Origin of the sequence: Dactylosporangium sp. NPDC006015 (assembly GCF_040614215.1) — a bacterium.
Lineage (GTDB): Bacteria > Actinomycetota > Actinomycetes > Mycobacteriales > Micromonosporaceae > Dactylosporangium > Dactylosporangium maewongense.
In genome coordinates, this window is record NZ_JBEXUD010000088.1 from 1 (window position 1) to 25,414 (window position 25,414).

The 25,414-nt window shown below is 71.3% G+C and carries 23 protein-coding genes and 1 tRNA gene; 9 read left to right on the forward strand and 15 right to left on the reverse strand.

The window, feature by feature from the left end; all coding sequences use genetic code 11:
* Positions 1-690 (reverse strand): Hpt domain-containing protein (locus ABZ321_RS57000; RefSeq protein ID WP_354905264.1); only part of this gene is annotated, 690 nt, incomplete at its 3' end.
* Between the two features lie 148 nt (positions 691-838).
* Positions 839-1,546, reverse strand: coding sequence for a class E sortase (locus tag ABZ321_RS57005; protein ID WP_344512437.1), 708 nt, complete (start codon positions 1,544-1,546; stop codon positions 839-841).
* 103 nt (positions 1,547-1,649) lie between these two features.
* Here ABZ321_RS57005 and ABZ321_RS57010 point away from each other — a divergent pair, with 103 nt between their 5' ends.
* Entirely contained in the window at positions 1,650-3,884 is a 2,235-nt protein-coding gene (locus ABZ321_RS57010; RefSeq protein WP_354905267.1) for a bifunctional diguanylate cyclase/phosphodiesterase, read from the forward strand.
* 292 nt (positions 3,885-4,176) lie between these two features.
* On the opposite strand, the gene ABZ321_RS57015 is transcribed toward ABZ321_RS57010, so the two are convergent.
* From ABZ321_RS57015 to ABZ321_RS57025, 3 genes are all read right to left on the reverse strand, one after another.
* Positions 4,177-4,249: transfer RNA gene (locus ABZ321_RS57015), tRNA-Lys, on the reverse strand.
* A 79-nt stretch (positions 4,250-4,328) separates the two neighbouring features.
* Positions 4,329-4,466, reverse strand: a complete 138-nt coding sequence (locus ABZ321_RS57020; protein ID WP_344512435.1) for a hypothetical protein — start codon at positions 4,464-4,466, stop codon at positions 4,329-4,331.
* Positions 4,467-4,515: 49 nt separating this feature from the next.
* Positions 4,516-5,544: a LacI family DNA-binding transcriptional regulator gene (locus tag ABZ321_RS57025; RefSeq protein ID WP_344512433.1), complete on the reverse strand. Its 1,029-nt coding sequence runs from the start codon at positions 5,542-5,544 to the stop codon at positions 4,516-4,518.
* A 186-nt stretch (positions 5,545-5,730) separates the two neighbouring features.
* On the opposite strand from ABZ321_RS57025, the gene ABZ321_RS57030 reads away from it, so the two are divergent.
* The 7 genes from ABZ321_RS57030 (at position 5,731) to ABZ321_RS57060 (ending at position 13,128) form a co-directional block, all read left to right on the forward strand.
* The gene (locus tag ABZ321_RS57030; protein WP_344512432.1) at positions 5,731-7,071 is read left to right on the forward strand and encodes an ABC transporter substrate-binding protein; all 1,341 of its coding nucleotides are present in this window, start codon (positions 5,731-5,733) and stop codon (positions 7,069-7,071) included.
* A gap of 86 nt (positions 7,072-7,157) precedes the next feature.
* Positions 7,158-8,156 carry a sugar ABC transporter permease gene (locus tag ABZ321_RS57035; protein WP_344512431.1) on the forward strand — a complete coding sequence of 333 codons (999 nt, stop codon included), beginning with the start codon at positions 7,158-7,160 and terminating at the stop codon, positions 8,154-8,156.
* Positions 8,157-8,272: 116 nt separating this feature from the next.
* Entirely contained in the window at positions 8,273-9,136 is an 864-nt protein-coding gene (locus tag ABZ321_RS57040) for a carbohydrate ABC transporter permease (RefSeq protein ID WP_344512447.1), read from the forward strand.
* Positions 9,133-10,749, forward strand: coding sequence for a glycoside hydrolase family 13 protein (locus tag ABZ321_RS57045; protein WP_344512429.1), 1,617 nt, complete (start codon positions 9,133-9,135; stop codon positions 10,747-10,749). Before ABZ321_RS57040 ends, ABZ321_RS57045 begins: the two co-directional genes overlap by 4 nt.
* A 22-nt stretch (positions 10,750-10,771) precedes the next feature.
* Complete coding sequence (locus tag ABZ321_RS57050; protein ID WP_344512427.1) at positions 10,772-10,969, forward strand: hypothetical protein; 198 nt, start codon at positions 10,772-10,774, stop codon at positions 10,967-10,969.
* An 88-nt stretch (positions 10,970-11,057) separates the two neighbouring features.
* Complete coding sequence (locus ABZ321_RS57055) at positions 11,058-11,420, forward strand: response regulator (RefSeq protein ID WP_344512425.1); 363 nt, start codon at positions 11,058-11,060, stop codon at positions 11,418-11,420.
* Between the two features lie 97 nt (positions 11,421-11,517).
* Entirely contained in the window at positions 11,518-13,128 is a 1,611-nt protein-coding gene (locus ABZ321_RS57060) for a S8 family serine peptidase (RefSeq protein WP_354905273.1), read from the forward strand.
* A 70-nt stretch (positions 13,129-13,198) separates the two neighbouring features.
* On the opposite strand, the gene ABZ321_RS57065 is transcribed toward ABZ321_RS57060, so the two are convergent.
* The 4 genes from ABZ321_RS57065 to ABZ321_RS57080 form a co-directional block, all read right to left on the reverse strand.
* On the reverse strand, positions 13,199-13,918 hold the full coding sequence (locus tag ABZ321_RS57065; RefSeq protein WP_344512421.1) for a GAF and ANTAR domain-containing protein: 720 nt from the start codon (positions 13,916-13,918) through the stop codon (positions 13,199-13,201).
* A 46-nt stretch (positions 13,919-13,964) separates the two neighbouring features.
* On the reverse strand, positions 13,965-15,104 hold the full coding sequence (locus tag ABZ321_RS57070; protein ID WP_344512419.1) for a SigB/SigF/SigG family RNA polymerase sigma factor: 1,140 nt from the start codon (positions 15,102-15,104) through the stop codon (positions 13,965-13,967).
* Between the two features lie 206 nt (positions 15,105-15,310).
* Complete coding sequence (locus ABZ321_RS57075) at positions 15,311-16,051, reverse strand: ATP-binding protein (RefSeq protein ID WP_344512417.1); 741 nt, start codon at positions 16,049-16,051, stop codon at positions 15,311-15,313.
* A gap of 102 nt (positions 16,052-16,153) precedes the next feature.
* A complete protein-coding gene (locus ABZ321_RS57080) occupies positions 16,154-16,846 on the reverse strand; it encodes a phosphoribosyltransferase family protein (protein ID WP_344512415.1) in 693 nt (230 codons plus the stop codon).
* Between the two features lie 284 nt (positions 16,847-17,130).
* Between ABZ321_RS57080 and ABZ321_RS57085 the strand changes: the two genes are divergently transcribed.
* Complete coding sequence (locus ABZ321_RS57085; RefSeq protein WP_354905277.1) at positions 17,131-17,628, forward strand: hypothetical protein; 498 nt, start codon at positions 17,131-17,133, stop codon at positions 17,626-17,628.
* A 207-nt stretch (positions 17,629-17,835) separates the two neighbouring features.
* On the opposite strand, the gene ABZ321_RS57090 is transcribed toward ABZ321_RS57085, so the two are convergent.
* The 6 genes from ABZ321_RS57090 to ABZ321_RS57115 all read right to left on the reverse strand — a co-directional run bounded on the left by ABZ321_RS57090 (position 17,836) and on the right by ABZ321_RS57115 (position 25,267).
* Positions 17,836-19,146 (reverse strand): hypothetical protein, encoded by a 1,311-nt coding sequence (locus tag ABZ321_RS57090; protein ID WP_354905279.1) that lies wholly within the window; start codon positions 19,144-19,146, stop codon positions 17,836-17,838.
* Positions 19,147-19,271: 125 nt separating this feature from the next.
* The gene (locus ABZ321_RS57095) at positions 19,272-20,162 is read right to left on the reverse strand and encodes an ROK family protein (protein WP_354905281.1); all 891 of its coding nucleotides are present in this window, start codon (positions 20,160-20,162) and stop codon (positions 19,272-19,274) included.
* Positions 20,159-21,622 carry a lyase family protein gene (locus ABZ321_RS57100; protein WP_354905283.1) on the reverse strand — a complete coding sequence of 488 codons (1,464 nt, stop codon included), beginning with the start codon at positions 21,620-21,622 and terminating at the stop codon, positions 20,159-20,161. The genes ABZ321_RS57095 and ABZ321_RS57100 overlap by 4 nt, the downstream gene beginning before the upstream one ends.
* Entirely contained in the window at positions 21,619-22,449 is an 831-nt protein-coding gene (locus ABZ321_RS57105; protein ID WP_344512404.1) for a creatininase family protein, read from the reverse strand. The genes ABZ321_RS57100 and ABZ321_RS57105 overlap by 4 nt, the downstream gene beginning before the upstream one ends.
* Entirely contained in the window at positions 22,437-24,191 is a 1,755-nt protein-coding gene (locus tag ABZ321_RS57110) for an iron ABC transporter permease (protein ID WP_354905286.1), read from the reverse strand. The genes ABZ321_RS57105 and ABZ321_RS57110 overlap by 13 nt, the downstream gene beginning before the upstream one ends.
* Positions 24,188-25,267, reverse strand: a complete 1,080-nt coding sequence (locus ABZ321_RS57115; RefSeq protein WP_344512400.1) for an ABC transporter ATP-binding protein — start codon at positions 25,265-25,267, stop codon at positions 24,188-24,190. Before ABZ321_RS57115 ends, ABZ321_RS57110 begins: the two co-directional genes overlap by 4 nt.
* Positions 25,268-25,414 lie beyond the last annotated feature (147 nt).

The following is a 25,414-nucleotide window of genomic DNA, read 5'->3' on the forward strand; positions in this document are numbered from 1 at the left end:
GGCGGCAGGCGCGGCGGCGGGCACAGCAGCGGGCACGGCCGCGGCGGGCGCGGGAGCAGCGGCAGCCGGGGCGGGGGCGGGAGCAGGGGTGGCGGGGGCGGGAGCAGGGGCGGCGGGGGTCGGGGCAGGGGCGGCCTCGACGACGACCACCGGCTCGACCACCACGACCTCGACGGCCGGCGTCGGGTCGACGACGGTGCCCGACACGGCCGGCGGCACGGCGTCAGGCGCGGGGACGGCGGCAGCGGGGGCGGGAGCGGGAGCGGCGGCAGCGGGAACGGCGGCAGCGGGAGCGGGCGCCGACCCGTCGGTGATACAGGCGTTCACCGCGGCGATCACGCCCGAGTCGTCGCCCTCGAGCTCCTGCCCGTGCTCCTCGATCTCCGACAGCAGCCCGCGGACCGTGTCGACCATCCGCAGCAGCGCGTCGGTCGTCGAAGGCGTCATGCCCTGCGCGCCGTCGCGCAGCCGGGACAGCAGCGACTCGCCGACGTGGGTCACCTTCTCCAGGCGGTTGAACGCCAGGAAACCTGAGGTGCCCTTGATCGTGTGGATGGTGCGGAAGATCGACGACAGCAGCTCCCGCGATCCCGGTGCCGCTTCGAGCGCCACCAGGTCCCGGTCCAGCTGGTCCAGGTTCTCGTGTGACTCGACGAGAAACTCCTGAACGATGTCACCCAAGTCGCTCACGGCCAGGCTCCCTTCAGCCCTCACCGGGACAAACCACGCGTCGGGCCACGGCCCGGCGAAGCACCCCGGAACCGGCCGAACTCACAGGGACAATCGGCACGTTCGGGTGCCGGTCAAGGAGATTCGTGGCGCTACGGTAAGCAGACCGTCACGTAGGGTATTGCAGCTCTGCCGGGCGTGGACCGTCCACCGGATCGCGGCGCACCAGGGTGGCCTGCCGGATCAGCCGGCGCGACGTGCTGAGCTTCGGCTCGCAGGTGACGAGGGTGAGCAGCGGCCCGGCGCCGGGCGCGGGCGGCGCGAGCACCTCGCTCTGCTCCGGCCGCACCACGCGCGCCTCGACGACCCGGTAGACGAGCCAGGTGTCGCGGGTCTCGACCACGACCGGCGCGCTGACCTCCAGCTCGCCGAGGTCCCAGAAGACGCCCGGGTAGCGGTGCCCGGCGATGCCCGCGTTGCCGGTCTCGCCGAACGCGGCGGTGCCGGGGATGTGGCCGGGGCCGAGCATGAGGTGCGCGTCGTCGGACCCTTCGACCACGAAGAGCTTCAACCGCAGCGTCGGTACGTGCAGCACCGCCACCGGACCGCCATCGCCGCGCGGCTCGCCCGCGAGCGCCATCGGGGCCGGCGGGCGCCGGCCGGCGGCTCCCGCGGCGGCGGCCACGGCCGCGTCGGACCGCCGGGCCGGTGAGGCCCACTCGGCGGCGAGCCGCTCCTGCGCGGCGTGGACGGCGCGGACCCGGCCCCACCAGCTCCAGGCCGTCACGCCACCGGCGACCACGCCGGAGGCGAGCAGCAGGACGGCCGCGAACAGGAGCAGGCGGGTCGTCCGGTCGCCACGCCTGCCGGTATCCACAAAAAGGACTATAGGCCGCGCAATTAGGGCAGAAAGCGCTTCACTCGCCATTCGCACCCAAGGGTGCAACCTGCCCGCACCCCGTATCCTGCTGAATGGAAGCGTGAGGATCTGGCTGTGGTTCTTGACGTGCGCCGCCGTGGCGTCCGCCGTGGCCGCCGCCGCGCACCCGGAAGGCTTCGGCGTGTTCTGGGTCGCGGTGCAGGCCGCCTGCTTCGGCGCCGCCGTGGCCGGGCTGCGCCGGCACCGGCCGGACCCCGCCGCCGTGTACTGGCTGCTGGTCGCCGGCGTCGGCACCTCCACCGTCACGACCGCCGTCACGACCGCGGCCCCCGCGCTGTCGCCGGAGGCCGAGGCGGGCTACCTGCTGTGCTACCCGCTGACCGGCGTCGCGCTGTGGCTGCTCGCCCGCCGCCTGCGGCCATGGTCCTCGACGCGGCTGCTCGACGCCGCCATCGCGCTCATCGGCATGGCGCAGCCGGCGTGGGCGTTCGTGCTGTATCCGCTGCTGTCCCGGGCCGGCCTCGACCAGGCGTCCACCGCCGGCATCACCGGCCTCGCCGTCTGCGACCTGCTGGTTGTGTCGATGCTGCTGCGGGTCGCGTTCGCGGTCCGCCCCGGTGTCGCGTCCGGCCTGCTCATCGCCTCGACCGCGGCGATGCTCCTCACCGACGCCTGTTACGTCGTCATGTACGTGTGGGGCCGCGGCGGCGCGGTCGTCAGCTCCGTGACCTCCGTCGGATGGCTCACGTGGAGCTTCCTGCTCGCCGCGGCGTGCCTGCACCCCGGCATCCGCGACGTGGGCGGGAGCGCCCGCACCACCGACGAGAGCGCCACCCCGATCGGCGGCTTCATCGCCCTGGCGGTGCTCGGACCCGCCGTCCTCATCGCCGACATCGCCCTGCACCGCGGCGCCGGCTCGTGGTCGCACGCCCTCGTCCCGGCCGCGCTCACCGCGGTGCTCATGGTGCTGATGGTGCTGCGCCTCGGCCGGGCACTACGGGAGCGCACCTCCCTGCAGCGGGAGCTGGCGTTCCGCGCCCAGCACGACGTGCTGACCGGCCTGGCCAACCGGGAGGAGTTCCGCACCCGGCTCCAGGCCGGCATCGCCGCCGAGGCCGGCATCGGGCTGCTCATCGTCGACCTCGACGGCTTCAAGGACGTCAACGACACCCTCGGCCACCCCGCCGGCGACGAGCTGCTGCTGCAGGCGACCGCCCGGCTGCGCGCCCTCGCCGGCCCCGGCGACCTGCTCGCCCGGCTCGGCGGCGACGAGTTCGCGGTCGTCTCCCCCGACCTGGCCGGCCTCGACGACCTCGCCGCCCGGTGCGTCGCCGACCTGGCGTGCCCGTACCTCGTCGACGGCCGCGAGCTGCGTCTCACCGCCAGCGTCGGCGTCTACTCCGGCTCCCCCGCCAGCACCGGCGAGGCGCTGCAGAACGCCGACCTGGCCCTCTACGCCGCGAAGGACGCCGGCCGCAACCGTGCCGAGCGCTACGACCCGAAGCTGCGCGCCGACCACCTCGCGCATGCCGCCCTCGCCGACCAGCTCCGCGCCGCGGTCGACGGCACAGTCGCCGGCACAGTTGCCGGCACGGGGGGCTTCGCCGTGCACTACCAGCCCGTCGTCGACATCCACACCGGCCGGGTCGCCGCCGTCGAGGCCCTCCTGCGCTTCACCACCCCCGACGGCACGGCCGTCTCGCCGGCCCGGTTCGTGCCCGTCGCCGAGGAGACCGGGCTGATCGGCCGGCTCGGCGCCTGGGTCCTGGAGCGCGCCTGCACCGACGCCCGCGCCTGGCACGCCACGCACGGCATCTCCGTCACCGTCAACGTCTCCGGCCGCCAGCTGCGCGCCCCCTCCTTCGCCGACGACGTCCTCGCCACCCTCAAGCGCACCGGCCTGCCCGGCGCCGCCCTGGTCCTGGAGATCACCGAGACCGTCCTGGTCACCGCCACCGTCGAGGAGACCGAGGCCGTCAGCCGCCGCCTCGCCCGCCTCCGCGCCCACGGCATCCGCATCGCCATCGACGACTTCGGCACCGGCTACTCCTCCCTGGCCTACCTGCGCACCCTCCCCATCGACGTCCTGAAGATCGACCGCGCCTTCGTCTCCCGCGTCGCCGACCGCCAGGAGAAGGCCCTCTTCCGCGCCGTGGTCGAGCTGGCCCGCAGCCTGTACCTCCAGCCCGTCGCCGAGGGCGTCGAGACCGACGAGCAGGCCGCCGCACTCCGCGAGCTCGACTGCGGCTACGCCCAGGGCTTCCTCTTCGCCCGCCCCATGCCCGCCCCCGCCCTCCAGACGCTGCTGACCACCCAGCTCACCCCGACCCCCTGAGCCGTGGCGTCTACTGTGGACAGAAACTGGCCACGGCCGGCGTGGCCTGCTTCGTGCTGAAGGCCGCACAGCCTTACCTGAATTCGCCGGCGGAGGCTCGGTCGCGCCGCAGGGCGGTGACACCCTGGAGTCGGGATCACGCCGGCCGGCGTCCGGGCGCCGGGGCCCTCGCGGCCCGGTTCGCGTGCCGCGGTGGCGGGGCCTGCTGGCCGCCGGGCCGGTGGCGGCACGGCTCGGCAATGGGAAAGGCCCAGGTCCGGCAGGAGTGCCGTGGCCTGGGCCTTTAGTGCTGTACGCCGCGTAGGACTTGAACCTACAACCCGCAGATTAAGAGTCTGCTGCTCTGCCAGTTGAGCTAGCGGCGCCTGGCTGAACGGAGGAAACTCTAGCACGCCCTTCGCGCGCCCCAAAAACGAGATACCCCCGTCCGGCCTGTGCGCTGCGTTACTCCTCGTCGTCCTCCCAGAAGAAGTCCGTCGGTGTAGGTTGCTCCGGCTCCTGTTCCAACAGGTCGGTGTCGGGGCCGATCAGGTCCTCGAGCTCGTCGTCCGGCTGCTCCCAGGTAACCGGCATCTCGGTCATGTCACTAACCCCCTGAGGTACTCCCGAAGGAAATCCAACGGCCCGCGAGCTACCCGGTCCGTGCAGTCCTAACCGCAACGGGCCAGGTAGAGGCCCGTAGGACGAGGGTGGTGGGCATGAGGAGCTCTTCGGGGGTCCAGTCACTGACGGTCATGGCGCGGCGGAGCATGCCGGCGGCGAGGACGCCCTGCTCGAAGACGCGCTGGCGGACGGTGGTGAGGTCGAGGAGGGCGCTCAGCTCGTGGTCGTCGAAGCCGATGACCGAGACGTGGCGGCCGGTGCGGCGCAGGGCCGAGAGGGCGCCGAAGGCCAGTTCGTCCGACTCGGCGAAGACGGCGGTGGGTGGGTCGGGGAGGGCGAGGAGGCGGCGCATGGCCTGTTCGCCGCCGTCGAGGCCGTGCGGGACGGACATGACGAGCTCTTCGCAGAAGGGCACGCCGGCGGCGGTGAGGGTGTCGAGGTAGGCGCGGCGGCGCTCGTGCGCGACGGGAAGGAACATCGCCTGGTCGGCGTAGGTGGAGATCATGCCGATGCGGCGGTGGCCGAGGCCGAGGAGGTGCTGGACGGCGGAGGAGGCGGCGGCGACGTCGTCGATACGGACGCAGCCGGCGCCGGGCACGTCGTGGCCGACGGCGACGATCGGGACGCCGAGGCTGCGCAGGTCGGCGATCTCGGGGTCGCTGAACTGCATGGCGACCACGAGGACGGCGTCGACGCGGCGGCGCAGCGGGAGCTGGCCGAAGAAGCGTTGCCTGGCCGCGGCGTCGCCGAGGTTGTACAGCAGCAGGTCGAGGTCGTGCTCGCGCAGCACGGACTCGGCGCCGGCGACGATCTGCCCGAAGAACCAGCGGGCGGCGTACGGGACGATCACCCCGACGGTGTGGGTGCGGCCGCTGGCGAGGCGGGAGGCGATCGGTGAGACGACGTACGACAGCGACGCCGCGGCGTGCAGCACGCGGTCGCGCGTCTCGTCGGAGACGTTGGGCAGCCCTCGGAGGGTGCGTGACACGGTGGCGGTGGAGACCCCGGCCAGCCGGGCCACGTCCTCCATGCTCACGGGCACGGGAACGTCGGCCACACGGGGAGGCTAGCAACACTGACGGCAAAGGCAATGTGTCCACCGTGTTGCTAACTCGTTATCGATCAATAGTCCCGAAGGGCTCGACAAACCGACCTTGCAAACGCTTACATCCGAGGGACACAGCACACCGGTACGTGGGCGGAGCTGTTCGCCCGGACCGGGTCTAGCCAAAGGAGGCTAACCATGGCTGTCCTTTCGAGGCGGCGTCGGGCGTTCGCGCTCGCCGGTGTGGCCGCGCTGGCACTCATCGCCGCCGCTTGCGGCGACGATGCCGGCGACACCGGCACATCCAACGCCGACAAGCCCGAGTGCGCGCCCTACGCGCAATACAAGGTCGACAAGAAGAAGACCGTCTCGATCTATGCGACGATCCGCGACGCCGAGGCCACCAAGCTGACGGATTCGTGGAAGCAGTTCGAAGAGTGCACCAACATCAAGATCGACTACGAGGGGTCCGGCGAGTTCGAGACCCAGATCAAGGTGCGCGCCGACGGAGGTCAGCCGCCGGACATCGCGGTCTTCCCGCAGCCGGGCCTGCTGGCCTCGTTCGCGACGAAGAACCAGCTCAAGGAGCTGCCCGCGCCGGTGAAGGCCAACCTCGACAAGAACTGGTCGAAGGACTGGGCCAAGTACGCCACCGTCAACGGCAAGGTCTACGGCGTGCCGCTGGGCGCGAACGTGAAGTCGCTGGTGTGGTACTCGCCGCAGCTGTTCAAGGAGAAGGGCTACAAGATCCCCACCACGTGGGATGAGATGATCAAGCTCTCCGACGACATCGCTGCGACCGGCATCAAGGCGTGGTGCGCGGGCATCGAGTCCGGTGACGCGACCGGCTGGCCGGCCACCGACTGGATCGAGGACATCGTCCTGCGCGACCAGGGTCCGGACGTGTACGACCAGTGGGTCAACCACACGATCCCGTTCAACGACCCGCGCATCGTCTCGGCCGCCGAGCGGACCGCGTCGATCCTGAAGAACCCCAAGTACGTGGGCAACCCGAAGACCATCGTGACCACCTCGTTCCAGGAGGGTGGCCTGCCGGTCAAGGACAAGAAGTGCGGTCTGCACCGCCAGGCCAACTTCTACTCCAACCAGTGGGCGAAGGGCACGAACGTGGCCGAGGACGGCGACGTCTTCGCCTTCTACTTCCCGGCCGTGGACCCCTCCAAGGGCAAGCCCGTCCTGGTCGCCGGCGAGTTCGTCTCCGCGTTCTCCGACCGCGAAGAGGTCGTCAAGGTGCAGACCTACCTCGCCTCCGCCGAGTGGGCCAACAGCAAGGCCAAGCTCGGTGACTGGATCTCGGCCAACAAGAACCTCGACGTCAGCCTGGTCAAGGGCACGATCGACCAGCTGTCGGTGAAGATCCTGCAGGACCCGGCCACCGTGGCCCGGTTCGACGGCTCGGACCTGATGCCCGCCGCGGTCGGCTCGAAGTCCTTCTGGACCGGCATGACCGACTGGATCAACGGCACCAAGGACACCAAGGCGACGCTGGACTACATCGAAAGCACCTGGCCCAAGTAGTGAACTGAGGTCCGGCACCGGCGCTCGCAGGCGTAGGCGGAAGCCAGCGCAGCGGCGCCGGTGCCGGCCGGTCGGAGGACACCCCCATGGAATATGACTTCTCCGAAGACATCGCCAAGATCTGGCCGGCTCTGCTGTTCATCGGCGCCTTCATCGCCGTGGTCGGCGGCCTGCTGTTCGTGCTCGACATCCTGCCCAGATGGGGGAAGGGCAAGGAACGGCTGCAGATGCTGGGCTTCCTCGGCCCGGCGCTCGTCCTGCTCGGTGTCGGGCTGCTCTACCCGCTGGTCCGCACGGTCACGCTGTCGTTCTACAACAACTCCCGCGGCTCGTTCGTGGGGCTGGACAACTACAGCTGGATCGTCACCAACGACGACACACTGATCATGCTGCGCAACACCCTGTTCTGGGTGGTGTGCGTGCCGCTGCTCGCGACCGCGTTCGGCCTGATCTACGCCGTGCTGGTCGACAAGGCCCGCGGCGAGGGCATCGCCAAGTCGCTCATCTTCATGCCGATGGCGATCTCGCTCGTCGGCGCCACGATCATCTGGAAGTTCATCTACGCGTTCCGCGAGGCGGACCAGGAGCAGATCGGCCTGCTGAACCAGATCCTCGTGTGGTTCGGCATGGAACCCCAGCAGTTCCTCACCAGCTCGCCGAGCAACACGTTCTACATGATCGTCATGATGATCTGGATCCAGGCGGGCTTCGCGATGGTCATCCTGTCCGCCGCGATCAAGGCGATCCCGGCCGAGATCGTCGAGGCGGCCAAGCTCGACGGCGCCAACCCGTGGCAGATGTTCTGGAAGGTCACGATGCCGAGCATCCGGCCGGCGGTCGTGGTGGTCACCATCACCATCACCATCGCCACGCTGAAGGTCTTCGACATCGTCCGGACGTCGACCAACGGCAACTTCAAGAGCAGCGTGCTCGCCTTCGAGATGTACAACCAGGCCTTCCGGCTCAGTGACGACCCCAGCGGTGAGGGGCGCGGTGCCGCGCTCGCCGTCGTGCTGTTCCTGCTCGTCGTGCCGGTCGTCGCCTACCAGGTCCGGCAGCTGCGGAAGCGAGCGGAGATCCGATGAGCGACGTTTCCCTCGACAAGAACGAGGACAAGAACAAAGCCACGAACCAGGCCGCGAACCTGAGGAAGGCCGAGGCCGGCCCGCTGTACAAGAACGGGCACGGCGGCGAGGACACGATGGCCGCCCGGGTCCGCCGCAAGCTGACCTCCCGCGTGGCCAGCGCCGTGGCGATCGTGATCGCGATCGTCTGGACGATCCCGACGTTCGGGCTGTTCGTCTCGTCGCTGCGGCCCGAGGAGGACATCAAGACCACGGGCTGGTGGAAGTTCTTCAGCAACCCCAGCCTGACCCTGGAGAACTACAACGAGGTCGTCTTCGGCACCTCGGCGAGCTCCGGCCGGCTGGCCAGCTACTTCATCAACTCGCTGGTCATCACCGTGCCGGCCGTGGTGTTCTCGGTCAGCCTGGCGGCGATGGCCGCCTACGCGCTGTCCTGGCTCAACTTCCGCGGCCGGGACTGGATCTTCGTCGGCGTGTTCACGCTGCAGATCGTGCCGCTGCAGATGGCGCTCATCCCGCTGCTGCAGCTGCTGGGCGACTACACCAAGTGGGGCGGCGGCTTCTTCGCCGTGTGGTTCGCGCACACCTGCTTCGGCCTGCCGCTCGGCGTGTTCCTGCTGCACAACTTCATGTCGGAGCTGCCGAAGGACCTGTTCGAGGCGGCCAGGGTCGACGGTGCCGGCCCGGCGATGACGTTCCGGCGCGTCGTGCTGCCGCTCATCACGCCGGCGCTCGCCTCCCTCACGATCTTCCAGTTCCTGTGGATCTGGAATGATCTACTGGTGGGTCTGGTGTTCACGTCCGGGCCGGACACCCGTCCGCTGACGGTGCGGCTCGCCGAGCTGGCCGGCACCCGGGGCAACGACTGGCAGCGGCTGACCTCCGGGGCGTTCGTCTCGATGGTCATCCCGATCATCGTGTTCCTGTCGCTGCAGAGATATTTCGTACGCGGCCTGCTGGCCGGAGGAGTCAAGGGGTGAGTTCGCTGGTCTGGTGGCGCGATGCCGTGATCTATCAGGTCTACCCACGCTCGTTCGCGGACGCGGACGGCGACGGTATGGGAGACCTCCGCGGCATCACGTCGCGCCTCGACCACCTCGCCGAGCTGGGTGTCGACGCGCTGTGGATGTCGCCGTTCTACCCCTCGCCGCAGCACGACGCGGGGTATGACGTCGCCGACTACCGCGACGTCGACCCCCGGTTCGGCACCCTGGCGGACTTCGACGCGCTGGTCGTCGCGGCGAAGGCCCGCAACCTGCGGGTCGTCGTCGACCTGGTGCCCAACCACACCTCCAGCGAGCACGTGTGGTTCAAGGAGGCCCTCGCCGCGGGCCCGGGAAGCCAGGCGAGGGAGCGGTACCACTTCCGCAAGGGCCTGGGCCCCGACGGCGAGCTGCCGCCCAACGGCTGGCAGAGCGTCTTCGGCGGACCCGCCTGGACCCGCGTCCCCGACGGCGAGTGGTACCTGCACCTGTTCGACACCAGCCAGCCCGACCTCAACTGGGACCTGCCCGAGGTCCGGCAGATGTTCGTCGACGTGCTGCGGTTCTGGCTCGACCGGGGCGTCGACGGCTTCCGCGTCGACGTCGCGCACGGGCTGATCAAGGAGAGCGGCCTGCCCGACTGGACCGAGGCGCAGGTGCCGATCACCAGCCCGGGCGCCGAGCACCGCACCCCGCCGATGTGGGACCAGGACGGCGTCCACGACATCTACCGCGAATGGCGGCGGGTCCTGGACTCCTACGACGGCGACCGGATCATGGTCGGCGAGGCGTGGGTGTCGCCGGCGGAGCGGATGGCCCGCTACATCCGCCCCGACGAGATGCACCAGGCGTTCAACTTCAACTACCTGATGGCCCCGTGGACCGCCGCCGACCAGCGCGCCGCGATCACCGAGTCGATCGCGGGCGTCGCCCCCGTCGGCGCCGTCTGCACCTGGGTGCTGTCCAACCACGACGTGGTGCGGCACGCGTCCCGCCTCGGCTTCGAGCCGGGGTACAGCACGCAGGGCGGCATCGGCGTCGGCGACCCGCAGCCCGACGAGGCGCTCGGCCTGCGCCGGGCCCGCGCCGCCACGATGCTGATGCTGTCGCTGCCCGGCTCCGCCTACGTGTACCAGGGCGAGGAGCTCGGCCTGCCGGAGCACACGACGCTGCCCGACGACGAGCGGCAGGACCCGACCTGGTTCCGCTCCAGGCACGAGGTCCGGGGCCGCGACGGCTGCCGGGTGCCGGTGCCGTGGGAGGCGGACGCGCCGTCGTTCGGCTTCGGGCCGACCGCCGCGTCGTGGCTGCCGCAGCCCGCCGACTGGGGCCGCTTCGCCGCCGACGCCCAGCGCGGCGTGCCGGGCTCGACCCTGTCGCTCTACACCGAGGCGTTGCGGTTGCGTCGCTCGTACGAGCTGGGCCGCGGCGTCCTCGAGTGGAACACGGCGGACGACCTGGTCGACTTCCGCAACGGCGGGATCCGGGTGATCACGAACTTCGGACAGGTGCCCGCCCCGCTGCCGCCGGGTGAGGTCCTGCTCGCCAGCGGCGATCTGGCCGCGGACGGGAGTCTGCCACCCGACACGACGGCCTGGGTTCGAGCGTGACAGAACCGGTTACCTTGACGGGATGACCGCTCTGTTCGCGTACGTCGTCAGCTACCTCCACCCGTCGGTGCTCGAAGTCACCGGCGAGCTGGCGAAGAAGAAGCCGAAGGTGAAGACCAGCGGCGGCGGCCTCATCGGCGCCTGCTGCTGCGGCGTCGTGGTGATCATCGCCATCGTGGTGATCGTGATCGTGATGCGCCGCCGCCGGTCGAGCTCCTGACGCGAGTTGGTTCACGTGGCGGGGTCCCCTGACCGATGAGGCAACCGATGGGACGGTTGTGATCCGCCGGGAAGGGAACCCTGCTGCCATGGCACGAGTGCTGCTCGTCGACGACGACGTGGACATCCGCGAGACCACCGCGATCCGGTTGCAGATCGGGGGTCACCACGTGATCACCGCCGCCACGCCACAGGAGGCGCTCGACGTCGCGGCGGATCAGCCGCACTTCGACGTCGCCGTGCTCGACCTGCACCTGCCGCGGGTCGACGGCGACGAGCTGCTCGACCTGTTCCGCGGCCACCAGGCGACCGCGGACCTGCCCGTGGTGTTCTACAGCGCCAACGCGCCGCACGCCACGTCGGTGCACGGGCTGTCCCTGGCCGACACGAAGCTCACCCACGGCCGTCCCCTCAACAGCCTCCTGGCCACCATCAACTGCCTCTCGCACTGAGCAACCGCACGGCAACCCGCGGCGAACCGGTGCCGCACCGGCCGCTCCCGAACCTTGGTGAAGCAAGCACGTCACCAGTTCGGGAGGGTCCTGCCAGATGCGAAGCACCCTGCGCGCCACCTTCGTCGCCGCTGCCGCAGTCGCCGGTGTCGTGGCCGCCGGCACGCCGGCGCTGGCCGCCCCGGCCGAGGGGCAGATCCGCGACGCCGGCAAGCCGGGGGCGATCCGCGACCGGTACATCGTCGTCCTCAAGGACACGGTCGCGGCGAGCGACACGGCCAGCAGTGCCAGCCGGCTCGCCGACCGCTTCGGCGGGCAGGTCAAGCGCTCCTTCGGCAGCACGCTGAAGGGGTTCTCGGCGCAGCTGACGGAGCGCGGCGCCAGGCGGCTCGCCGCCAACCCGCTCGTCGAGTACGTGCAGCAGGACCGCACCGTCTCGCTGGAAGGCAGCCAGGCCGGCGCGCCGTGGGGGCTGGACCGCATCGACCAGGCGAACCGCCCGCTCGACGGCACCTACACCTACCAGGGCAGCGCCGCCAACGTCACCGCGTACGTGCTGGACACCGGCGTCCGCCTGACGCACGGCGAGTTCGGTGGCCGGGCCCGCTCCGGCTACGACTTCGTCGACAACGACACCGACGCGAGCGACTGCCACGGCCACGGCACCCACGTCGCGGGCACGGTCGGCGGCAGCACCTACGGCGTCGCGAAGGCCGTGAACATCGTCAGCGTCCGGGTCCTGGACTGCAACGGCTCCGGCAGCTACTCCGGGATCATCGCCGGGATCGACTGGGTGACCGCCAACGCGCAGAAGCCCGCGGTCGTCAACATGAGCCTCGGCGGCTCCACCAGCCCCGCGCTCGACCAGGCGGTGCGCAGCTCGATCGCCTCCGGCGTCACGTACGTGCTCGCCGCCGGCAACGAGAACGTCGACGCCTGCGGTGTCTCCCCCGCCCGCACCGGCGAGGCGATCACGGTCGGCGCGACCGACTCGAGCGACAACCGGGCCTCGTTCTCCAACTACGGCGCCTGCGTCGACCTGTTCGCGCCCGGCGTCGCGATCACCTCGGCGAGCAACAGCGGCGACACCGGCTCCGCGATCATGAGTGGCACCTCGATGGCGTCGCCGCACGTGACCGGCGCCGCGGCGCTGTACCTGTCGGCGTTCCCGTCGGCGACCCCGGCGCAGGTGCAGAGCGCGCTGCTGGCCTCGTCGGTGGCGAACGTCGTCGGCAACCCGGGCACCGGCTCGCCGAACCGGCTGCTGCAGGCGCCGGCCGTGGCCGGTCCGGCCCCCGTCACCCAGCAGCCCGTGACCCAGCCTCCGGTCGCGGTGGTCGCCGCGCCCGCCCCGGTCGCGCCGTGCAACGTGCGGACCAACGCGGCCGACGTGACGATCCGCGACCGCGGGACCGTCACCACCGCCGTCGTGGTCAGCGGCTGCGCCGGCAAGGCGTCGGCGAAGGCCCGCGTCGAGGTGCACGTCGTGCACGCCAAGCGTGGCGACCTGGTGGTCGAGCTGATCGCGCCGAACGGCTCGGTCAAGCGCCTCAAGGCCGCGAACTCGAAGGACAAGGCGAAGAACCTCGACGCCGCCTACACCGTGAACCTGTCGAGCCGCCTGAAGAACGGCACCTGGAAGCTGCGGGTGCGCGACTCGTACAAGGGCAACACCGGCTACCTGAACAGCTGGACCCTCACCGTCTGAACCAGCACGGGCTCGGCCGCACCGGTGTCGCCACGGATGGCGGGCCGGTGCGGCCGTATGTTCACCCGGTTCAGGCCACCGTCGCGCGGCGCTCGACCGTCTCGACCAGGCGCTGCGCGACCGTGGCGAGCGGCAGCCCGAGCCGGCTCGCGGTGCCGTGCAGCACCTCCAGGGCCGCCTCCGACGAGCAGGCCCGCTGCACCATCATGATCCCGATGGCCCGGTTGACGGTCTCGCCGTCGGCCAGGGCCTCGGTCAGCTCGGCGTGCAGGTCGGCCTGCCGGCCCCGGTCGAGGACCGCGGCGAGCAGGAGGCCGGCGTGCTCGGCGATGAGCATCGCCGTCAGCCCCGCGTCGGGGGTGAAGCGGCCGGGCTGGGCCGCGTACACCGTCAAGGCCCCGATGACCTGCTCGTCGATGTCGACAGGGACGGTCAGCACACCGTGCACGCCGGCCGAGAGCGCGTGCTCGCGCCACCCCGGCCAGCGATCGTCCGACGACAGGTCGGCGCTGACGATGAGGTCACGGGTGCGGATCGCCTCCATCGACGGGCCGGTGCCGCTGTGGTACTGGCTGTCGTGGAGCTCGGCAGGCAGCTCCGGCGACGCCGCGGCGGTCGACGGCCCCCCTGCCCGCACCAGCGTGACCGCGCACCACGACGCCCCGTCCACCAGGTCGGCAGCGGTCTCGACGAGGTCCTCCAGGGCCTCGTCGAGGTCGTCGCTGGCGATCAGGCGCGCGGTGAGCTGGCGCAGGACGGCGGCGATCTCCACCGTGTGGAGCTCCGTCACAATTCCCCCTTCAGACACGCCGCCTCCTACCCGGCGCGTCGAGATCTCAACCGTCCAGCAGCGCCCGGCGTAATCCTTCCAGGGTCCGAGACAGCAACCGCGACACGTGCATCTGCGAGATGCCGAGGTCGGCGGCGATCTGCGCCTGGGTACGGTTGCCGTAGAAGCGCAGCGACAGGATCCGCCGCTCCCGCTCCGGTAGGCGGGCGATCAGCGGCTTCACCGCCTGGCGGAACTCGACGCCGTCGATGTCGCGGTCGTCGTCGCCGAGCACGTCGGCGAGCGTGCCCGCGTCGTCGTCCCCGCCGAGCGGCGCGAACAGCGACACCGGCCGGTATGCCGAAGAGGCCACCAGGGCCTCCAGGATCTGGTCCTCGGCGACACCGAGGTGGTCGGCGACGTCCCGCGGCGTGGGCGAGCGCCCCAGCCGCTGCCCGAGCGTGTCCCGCACCCGGTTGATCTCGATCCGCAGCTCCTGGAGCCGCCGGGGCACGTGCACCCCCCAGCCCTTGTCGCGGAAGTACCGCTTCAGCTCCCCGACGATCGTCGGGGTCGCGTAGCCGCCGAAGTCGGTGCCGTAGTCGGGGTCGAAGCCGTCGATCGCCTTCATCAGCCCGAGCGCGGCGACCTGGCTGAGGTCGGCGGGCGACTCACCCATCCCGTGGAACCGGCGGGCCAGCCGGTCGGCGAGCGGCAGGCTGTGCTCGATGGCCCGCTGCCGCAGCGCGCCGCGCCTGGCGTCCTTGACGTCCATCGTGGCCGCCTGGCGCAGCAGCTCGTTGACGGTCGTCCACTGGCTCTGCGGCTCTTCCTCGTCGTGTACTGGTGGTGGGGCGCCGACCGGTGGGTCGTCGTACGCACGCAGGCGTTTCGCCGCCCCGATGATCTCCAGGACGTCCAGCACCAGGTCCGACGCGCCGGGGGTCCGCAGGCCGCCGCCGCGCTCCTGGGCCTCCAGCTGCGCGCGCAGCAGCGTGTCGGCGGCGGCGCAGTCCAGCAGCCGCAGCCGCGAGAGATCGACGGTCAGGTGCACCCGTCCGGCGTCGAGCCGCTGGTTGAGCTGGATTCGCAGGTCGAGGCTCGCCGCGTGGTCGAGCACTCCCGAGGGGCGCAGGATCTCCTCGTCTCCTTCGCGCCAGGATTCCAGTGAAAGTGCCGATTCAAATCGGTCTTCATATATGGGCATTGTCTCCATGGTGGAGACTCCCCCCTATCCCATCGCGTTGCGCAGCAAGCGATTCGCGGTTGAGCGTGCGGTCGTGGAACCGGGCGGAATTGCTTTCCCGGTCACTGTACGCACGGGGGAATTGCCAATGAATATGTGAAAGGGTGAGGTCGTGGGTGACCTTTCCTGCGCGCGCGAGGTCGCCTTTGTCTTTGTGGCCGCGGGATTTACGCCCGCAGCGACGCCCAGACGACCTTGCCGTCGGGGACGGGGGTGCAACCCCAGCGCTGGGTGAGCGCCTCGACCACGAGCAGCCCGCGGCCCCCCTCGGCGAGGGTGTCGTCGGACGAGCCGCGGACGGGCAGGGCGTGGCTGCCGTCGCGCACCGACAGGTGCAGCTGGTGGCGGCGTAGGCTGACGCGGACCTCCAGCTCGGTGCCCGCGTGCCGCACCCCGTTGCTGACCAGCTCGGTGATGATGAGCTCGGCGAGGTCGGCGAGCCGGGCCACCCCCCACAGCCGGCAGGCCCGGTCCACCAGGTGCCGCGCCGCGGCGGTCGCGTCGAGCATCGGCTGGAGCCGGACGCGCATCATGGGCGGCTCGCCGCCGGGCGCCCCGGCGCAGCCGTGCGCGATCGCCGCATCGGTGGTCGCGAAGAGGGGGATCTGCCGCGCGACCGCCATCCGGTCCAGCGCGTGCCGCAGCGGCGCGGGGGCGGCCGCCATGCTGACCGCGCTGCCGGGCCAGGCCGCGGCGTGCTGGGCGAGGGCGGGGAGCACGGTCAGCGCCACGTCCTCATGGGTTCGCAGCTCCGCGACGTCGAGCACGATGAGCGCGGGCTCCGTGGCGAGGCACTCCAGGACGGTGGTGCGCAGCACCGGCGCGGTGTTCACGCCCAGGCTCCCGGCGACGTGCACCACGGTCGCATCGCCGCGGACCTCGACGGTTGCCGCAAGACTCGCCCTCATGGGGTGACGCTCTACCCGCCCCCGGTGGGTTAAACCCCACTGGCGGCGGATAGAGCGTCCTCGCATCGTTCCGGCGAACTGGTTGTATCGGGGCGTTGCCCTTCAGACCGGCGTGGCAACCTTCATGGCGCCCCACGCCATGGCGCAGATGTCGGCGACGTCCGTGTCGGCGACCGGGGTGAAGTCGGTGTAGTACAGGCCGAGAGCGTGGAACTCCCGGGGGGAGTGGATGTCGATGACCGCGTCGACGTCACCGGCGAGCAGGTCGACCGACTCCGCGGCACACACCGGCGCCGCGAACACGATGTGCGCCGGCTTCTGGGTCTGCAGTGCCCGGACCGCCGCACGCGCGGTGACCCCGGTCGCGAGCCCGTCGTCGACGAGGATGACCACGCGTCCGGTCACCTCCGCCGCGGGTCGCGAGCCGCGGTAGCGCTCCTGCCGGCGCCGCAGCTCCACCCGCTCCCGCTGTACCGCGGGCGCGAGGTCGCTGACGGTCAGGCCGGCGCACGCGAGCGCGCCGCGGTCGAACACCGGTGGCCCGTTCTCGGCGATCGCGCCCACCCCGTGGTCCGACTGCCACGGCAGCCCGATCTTCCGGGCGACCATGAGGTCGAAGTCGGCGTGGACGGTCTCCGCCACCGCGTACCCGACGGGGACTCCGCCCCGGGGGAGCGCGAGCACCAGCGGGGCCTGCGTCATGTCGAGCTGCCGCAGATGCGCGGCGACGGCGGTGCCGAGCAAGCGACCCGCGGCCGTCCGGTCCGCGAACCGCTCGGCCTCAGGCGGCCACATGGTCGTAGGCTTCCACTCGGGCGACCCGGAGGCCGGCCAACATGATCCGCATCAAGCGGACACCTCCTTCGATCGGCGCGGTGGGGCCGTCGCCACGCTGGGCCGTGTCCCCTGCTGGCCGCTCTGCCGCGGCCTACCTCGCCCGGTCCGAAGACTACGCCCGTTGAGCTGGGGAAACGTCCGCTTGGCATACTTCCTCAGGGGTGAAACCGGCATTCCAGAAATTCCTGTTGTCTCCCGTTTCTGAAGTGACGCCGTCCCACCCGGCCGGGCATGATGACCCGGTGGACACGCCAGCGCAGCGGGACGCGGCCATCGCCGTGTTCGACATCGACGGAGTGGTCGCCGACGTCCGGCACCGCCTCCGCCACCTCGACAAGCGCCCGAAGGACTGGGCCCGCTTCTTCGCCGCCGCCGACCGCGACCCGGTCCTCCCCGAGGGCGTCGAGCTGGCCCTGCGGCACGCCGCCGACCACGTCCTCGTCTGGCTCACCGGCCGCCCCGAGCACCTGCGCCCGGTGACCGACGCCTGGCTCCGCCAAGCCGGCCTCCCCGCCGACCTGCTCTTCATGCGCCCCGCCCGCGACCGCCGCCCCGCGAAGGACTTCAAGGCCGCCCAGCTGTCCCTCCTGGCCCGCGAGTCCCAGATCGCCGTCGTCGTGGACGACGACCCCGAGGTCATCGCCAGGCTCCGCACCCTCGGCCACCCCGTCCACCTCGCCGACTGGGTCCCCCACTCCTCCACCCTGCAGGCCGCCCAGGAACAGGACGGCAAGACCTGACCTTTTCGCTCATGCCAGGCTCTCGGCTCGCGCCAGGCTGAGGACGTTGCCGGAAGCAGCGGCCGGCGTCGGTATTGGTCGCGGTCCAGGCGCCAAAGCTCCGCGGCGTGGACACCAGGTGGCGGCGCCGCGGGGCGTAGACCGTGGCGGCCGGGGCTGGATCGGAGGCCGTGACCGGGCTCCCACCGGTCACGGAAAGGGCCGAGGCTAGGCAGCGACTGCGGGAAACACCACGAGCGATCCGTCGCCGCTTCGTTCGATCTCGATCGCGACGTCGGCCTGGTGGGCTCCCACGTTGAGGCCACCGCCCAGGTCGCGAAGGCGATATGCGGCCTTGAGCAGGTCATCGACCTCGCCCGGCGTGAACATGATGCTCCGGAAACCGCCATAACGCTTCAACTCGATCGTCGACAGCCGAAGCAGGACCGAGTCGATGCCTGACTCCAACTCGTCGACACGGCGCTCGTCGTCCTGCAATGTCCCGATGAAACTCTTGAACGGATTGTCCGCGCCCACCAGCTGAGCGTGTTCAACTGCTTGCAGCACGAGCACCCGGCGTTTGAGAGCGATGACGAGCCGGGCAAGCTCCAGGTGCGCGCGGAATTCGCCGCCCTCCTCGTCGACACCGGGGAACGATTTCGTCAACGCACCGATCTCGACCGGGCCACCGGGCAGCGCAGCTAGGGCATCCTGCCATTTCATGAGCCGGCGCCTGGTTCGTTCGATCGCTGTGCTGATCGCGTACGACGCGGAATCCAGTCCTAACGACAGGCCGATCCTGCCCTGGTCGAGCAGAATCGACGTCGCCTTGTCGATCGCGTCACGACAACCGTCCAACTCGCTGCGTTCCCTCTCGAGGTTGTCCTCGTGCAGCTGCTCCAGGAGGTCGGTGAGTCGCTCGATCGCCTGCTGGCGTTGGTGATCAGCGTAGGCGCTGACGCCGACCGCGACGGCCATCAGCACGAGCGGCGCGGCCACGGTCAACGCGCCGGCGCCGGCCGCGGCCACACCAGCCGTGGTGGCCGAGCCGGTCGCGGCACCTGCAACAGCGGCCTTGCCGGCAACGGGGACGAACGTGGGTTGGGCCACGATGCCGGTGGAGTCGACCAGCGCGCCGCGAATACCCCCTGCGATCGACTTCGCTGCCATGGGCCTCACAAGGCCTTTACCCATCTGTGCGGCAACCTTGGCCGGCACCACCATCCGGTAGAGCACGTCACCAGTGCCGGCGACGTTCAGCGTCGGCGACGCTGACTTGGCTGTCTGGGTCACGAGCTGCGACAACTGCTGAGCGAGCGGACTGGCCGAGTGCAGCGGAATTCCGCCGCTCCGATCGCGTCTGGTCGAAATCGGATGCGCTTCCAGCGTGGCGATGGGGGAATCCGCGAGTGTCGCCAGGGCCGTTCGCAATTCTGCGAGCCGGGCCGGTGTCATACCCGCGCCGCCGAGCACGTCCGGCACGCTCACGACCTCGGTGGCGAGTGCCCATACCGGCAGGTCGTTGTCATCAGTGGTCACGTCTCGCCCCTCCCCGAGCCGACGTCCACCCTAGGTGGCGGTGACGACCCCGACAACAAACCTGGGGGCGCGGGACCGCCCCGGGGGTTGGGATGGTCCGGGGCGGTCCTGCGGTTAGAGGAAGGTCAGGCCTGTGCCGCGAGCGTGATCGAGCCGAGCAGCGCGGCGTCCTGGGCGAAGTCGGACAGGACCACCTCGGGTGGGTACGGCAGCGCGTGGGAGAGCCTGTCGGTCAGCAGCTCGCGCACCAGGTCGTCGCGGGCGACGCCGCCGACGAGCACGAGGCGCTGCGGGTCGAGCAGCAGGCAGCACGTGACGACGTGGCGGGCCAGCTCGTCGACGCGGGAGACCAGCGCGTCGCGGACCACGCCGGGCCGGGACGCGGCCGCGCAGAGGCCGGCCGCACCGTCGGGCAGGGCGAGCCGGTCCGCCAGCTCGTCGAGGGCCCGGCCGGAGAAGTCGGTCTCGAGCAGCGGCTCGGGCGACGCGGGCCAGTCCGGGCCGGTGACGGCGTACGCGATCTCGCCGGCCGCGCCACGGTATCCGGGCACGACGGCGCCGTTGACCGTGATGGCCGTGGCGACGCCCGTGCCCAGGCCGATGACGAGGCCGGGGTCGGCGTCCCGCAGCGCGCCCCGGTGCAGTTCGGCGAGGGCCGCGGCGTTGAGGTCGTTGGCGACGCTGACGCGGGTGACGCCCAGGTGGTCGCGGACGGCCTCGGCCAGGCGCAGGCGCTCCCAGCCGGGCACGTTCGGCGCGAGGTCGATGCCGTCCTCGCGGATCACGCCGGGTGAGGCGATCCCGACCGCGTGCAGGGTGCCGCCGGTGTCGGTGACGAGCTTCTGCGCCAGGTCGAGAGCGCGGTCGAGGGCCTGCCGCGCGCCGCGGGCGGCCAGCGTCGGCAGGCGCTCCGAGACGAGCAGGCGTCCGTCGGCGTCGCCGATCCCGATCGCCATCTTCGTGCCGCCGAAGTCGATGCCCAACAGCCGCCGGTCGGCGGGGGCTTCGAGGTTCACTGTGCGGCCCTTTCCGCGACCACGGCCGCGAGCTTCGTGTCGGCCTCGCGCAGCCGGTGCCGCAGCGCGTCGACCTCGGCGAGCGTCGCGTCCAGGTGGGATCGGAGCCGGGCGACCTGGGCCCGGACGGCGGCCTCGCCCGGGCCGTCGGACTGGGCGCGGCGCAGCACCAGCTCCGGCAGCAGGGCCGCGGCGCGGAGGTCCTGCACGGCGGCGTCGCCGAGCGGGTCGATCCCGGCGACGTCGCGCGCCGCCTCACGTATGCCGTCGTCGGTCCAGGTCGCGGGAGGTCCGGAGCGGACCAGGCGGCCGATGACCGAGTGGGCGGCGCGGAACGGCAGGCCGTGCCGGGTCAGCGCGTCGGCCGCGGCGGTCGTGGTCGCGCCGGTCGCGACGATCGTCTCGGCGTTCGGCGGCCGCAGCGGCTCCAGCCGCTCGAACAGGCCGCCGAGCAGGGCGAAGAACCGGTACGCGCGGTCGTTGCTCTCCCACAGCCGCACCTGCACGTCGGTGGTGGCGTTGTTGGAGTCCTCCCACCACGCCGCGCCGACGTTGTTGAACACGGACGCGGCGTCGGCGGCCGTCGCGCCGGCCATCGAGACCAGGTGCTCCAGCACGACCGGGTTGCGCTTCTGCGGCATGATGCTGCTGCCCTGCGTGAACTCCTCGGGGGTGCGCACCCATTCCCAGGTCAGCCAGTCCATGAGCGTGCGGGCCACGCGCGCCCCGGTGGCGGTCGCCTGCGCGTTGAGCGCGCCCGTCCGCATGAGGTGGTCGGCGCCGGCGACCGCCTCGTACGAGTTGACCACCACTTCGTCGAAGCCGAGCAGCTCGGCCACGCGGTGGGGGTCGATCGCCAGGTCCGTGCCCGCGAAGGCGCAGGAGCCGAGCGGCGACCGGTTCATCTCGGCGAGCAGGCTCGCGTAGGCGGCGGCCTGACCCGTGAGGGCCTCGGCGTATCCGGCGAGCACGTGCCCGATGGTGGTCGGCTGGGCGGGGCGGCGGTGGGTGTACCCGACCACGACCACGTCGGCGTACCGGTCGGCGCGGTCCAGCAGCACGGCGCCCGCGTCGCCGAGCGCGGCGATCACACCGAGCAGCTGGTCGCGCAGGACCATCCGGAACACGCCCGAGTCCAGGTCGTTGCGGCTGCGGGCGAGCTGGACGCTGAGCTGCCCGGTCGGGATGCCGCAGGCCTCGGCGAGCCGCTTCTCCAGCGTGAAGTACGTGTCCTCGACCGAGCCGTCGTACTCGAACGTCCCGGGCCGGTCGTCGCGGAGCTTGACCAGTCCGCGCAGCATCTGCGCCGCCGCGTCGGCGGGGACGAGGCCCTGCTCGGCGAGCATCACCACGTGCGCCTCGCTGGCCTTCACCATCGGCCCGTAGAGGTAGACGGCGTGGTGGTCGAAGACGACGCGGAGGTGGTGCTGCTGGTAGGTGGTCAACGGCTGGTGCGTCATGCGTTCCCCTCGTGTCGTTGTGGTGCCGGATCGGCGCCGGGCGGGCCGGGCAGCGGCGCTGCGACCCAGGCCCGCGCGACTTCTCCGAGCCGGGCGGCGGCCGTCTCGCGCACCCGCCGGCCGGCCGCCTCGGTGGCCAGCGAGACGTGGCCGGACCAGCCCTGCCACGGCTCGGGTCGCGACTCGACCAGGACGTACGGAAAGGCGGTCGGCAGCTTCGGCCGGGGCGGCAGGTCGGGCGCGGCGCCCGGGTGCACCGCCTCCGGGTCGAAGCCGAGCACGGCGGACGTCTCGTAGGCGCCGCCGTGTCCGCGCGAGGGCAGCTCGCCGAACAGCTCGGTCGTCTCGCGGGCGTCGACGAGCTGGAACCAGTTGACCAGCAGCAGGCTCGCCCGCTGCCGGCCGGACACCCATTCCATCGCCGCCCGGGCCGTGGACATGTTGGCGTCGTGCCCGTTGACCACGAGCACCCGCGGGAAGCCCGCGGCGACGATGCCGTCGAGCACGTCGCACAGGTATCCGACGGCGATCTCGGGCCGCACGGCGATGGTGCCGGGCCACGGCCGTGTCTGTCCCGGGCACGCCGCGTACGGCACGGCCGGGAACGACACGGCCCGCAGCCCGGCGCCGGCGACCTCGCTCGCGAACCCGTCGGCCAGGATCAGGTCGGTGCCGAGCGGCAGGTGCGGTCCGTGCCACTCGACGGCGCCGACGGGCAGGACCGCGAAGTCGGCCGCCGCGGCGACGCGCGCCAGTTCGTGCCCGGGCAGGCGGCTCACCGGGAGGAGCCCGCCGTCCGCCTGCCAGGCCTCGATCAGTTCGTCCATTGTTCCGCCTGTCGTGCCGCGGCCCGGCCGCCGCCGTTCTCCAGCCGGCTGGAGAACCACATCACCACGAAGATCAGCACCACCTGCAGCATGCCGTACGCGGCGGCCGTGCCGATCTCGAAGGAGTACATGCGGTTGTTGATGGCCACCGAGATAGGGACGGTCGAGGAGGTGTAGATGAGCACCGACGCGACGAACTCGCCCACACCGTGCACGAACGCCAGCAGCGCGCCGACGATGACCCCCGGCAGCATGAGCCGCACCGTGATGTTGAGGAAGGCCCGGAACCACGACGCGCCGAGGTTGCGCGCGGCCTCCTCCAGCGACGGGTCGATCAGCGCCAGGGACGCGGAGCTGGCCCGGAACACCAGCGGCAGGAACCGCACGAAGTACGCCAGCGGCAGGATCCAGAAGGTGCCGATCAGCGCCTGCCCGAAGCTGAACGAGTTGCCGGTGCTGAACGCCGAGATCAGGTTGATCGCCACGACTGTGCCGGGCAGCGCCCATGCGATCATGACGCCGATGTCGAGCAGGCTCCTGCCGACGAAGCGCAGCCGGCGCACCGCGTAGGCGATCAGCACGCCGATCACGATGCACCCGGCGGTGGCGAGCAGGCTCATCTGCAGCGAGTTCAGGATCGGCTGGAACGCCTTCGGCTCGGACACGATCGTGACGAAGTTGTCGATGGAATACGCGGACGGGATGATCTCCGTCGTCCACGACCCGTCCTCGGAGAACGCCACCAGCGCGATCGTCGCGACCGGGGCCAGCAGCACGATCGCCGCCAGCACGGAGGCGACCGGCGCGAGCCAGCGCCCGACCGGGTTGGAGATCTCCCGGCGCCGCGCGGAGATGCCCTTCGACTGCGACAGGTAGCTACGCCGCCCCTCGTACCAGCGCATCAGCAGCAGGAAGGCGATCGACACCAGGCCCAGCGCCGACGCGTACGTCGAGGCCATCGGCAGGTCGCCGTTGGTGCGGTTGATGTAGATCTGCATCGTCATGGTCTGGTCGACGCCGAACAGCAGCGGCGCCGTGTAGGACGCCAGCGACGTCATGAAGACCAGCAGCGACGCGGAGACCATCGCGGGGGTCAGCATCGGCAGCAGCACCGTGCGCCAGACCCGGACGCGTCCGGCGCCCAGGTTGTACGCGGCCTCCTCGATCGACGGGTCCAGTCCCGCCAGCGCGGCCGACGCGGCCAGGTAGAAGAAGGGGTACATGGTGAAGGTGTGCACGACGAGCACCCCGGCGATGCCGTCGAACGCGAGCACCGGCGACTCGGTCCCGAACAGGTGCTGCAGGCCGCGGGGCAGGATGCCGATCTCGCTGTACAGCAGCTGGAACGAGATCGCCCCGATCAGCGGCGGCAGTGCGGCCGGCACCAGGATGAACGCCTCGATGAGGCGGCGACCGGGGAACGAGAACCGCTTGAGCAGGAACGCCATCGCGACACCGACGACGCCGCACAGCACCACGCTGGCCACCGAGATGGCCAGCGACGTGATCAGGGAGGTGCGCGCGACGCCGGCCGAGGTGAAGAACTGCGTGTAGTTGCTGACGCCGTCCTCGCTGACGCTCTCCACGAACGTGGCGAGCATCGGCTGCACCACGTAGCCCCAGAGGATCAGGACGAGCGGGGCCACCATCAGGTACGGGAACCAGGCCGCGTTCGCGCCACCGGCCAGCCGCCGGGCCAGCGCGACCCGGCGGGACGGGACGGCGGACGACGCCGCGGTCACGGCCGGACCACCCACAGCCGCTCGGCGGTGAGCCGCAGGCCGATCCGGTCGCCGACGTCGACGCGGCCGGGCACGTCGACCGCCGCGACGGTCACCTCGCCACCCTCGGCGCCGATGTCGACCGTCAGGTGCGTGGCCATGCCGGTGAACTCGAGGGCGGTCACGCGCCCGCGGATCACGCCGGGGTCGTCGGGGCCGGCCAGCGCGATGTGCTCGGGCCGGGCGGAGACCAGCGCGGTGTCGCCGGTGCGCAGCCCGTGCCCTTCCGGCGCGCCGGAAGCGATGGTGCCGGCGCCGGGCAGCGCGACCTCGACCGTGGTGGTGTCGGCGGCGGTGACCGGCAGCGACAGCACGTTGCTGCGGCCGATGAAGCGCGCGACGAACGCGGTGGCCGGCTGGTGGTACACCTCGCGCGGCGAGCCGATCTGCTGCACGCGGCCGGCCTGCATCACGGCGATGCGGTCCGACATGGCCATCGCCTCGGCCTGGTCGTGGGTCACGTAGATGGACGTGGTGCCGGCGTCGCGCTGGATGCGCCGGATCTCGGTGCGGGTCTCCTCGCGCAGCTTCGCGTCCAGGTTGGACAGTGGCTCGTCGAGCAGGAGCATGCGCGGGCGGATCACCAGCGCGCGGGCCAGCGCGACGCGCTGCTGCTGACCGCCGGAGAGCTGCTCGATCCGGCGCGACCCGTATCCGTCGAGGTGGACCTGGGCCAGCGCCTCGTTCACCCGCCGGCTCGACTCGGCCCGCGACACCCTGCGCACCTTGAGCCCGTAGGCGACGTTCTGCGCCACGGTCATGTGCGGGAAGAGCGCGTAGTTCTGGAACACCATGCCGGTGTCGCGCTTGTTGGGGGCGAGCCGGGTGACGTCCTGCCCGCCGAAGCGGATGTGCCCCTGGGTGGGGAAGTAGAACCCGGCCACCATCCGCAGCGTGGTCGTCTTGCCGCACCCGCTCGGTCCCAGGAGCGTGAAGAACTCCCCCGCACCGATGGTGAGGTTCACGTCGTCGACCGCGGCGGCCTCGCCCGACCGGGAGAAGCGTTTGCTCACCGACTCCAACTCGACGTCGATCATCTTTCCCTCTCTGCGCTGCCATCGATGCCTGGACGGTCAGCAGACTTGAAGCGTCCGGGGGCCGGGGGGGGGGCCCCCCCCCCCCCCCCCCCCGGGGGGGGGGGCCCGGGTGGTTTTTTAGGGGGTTGAGTGGGTGTTTAGAAAGGG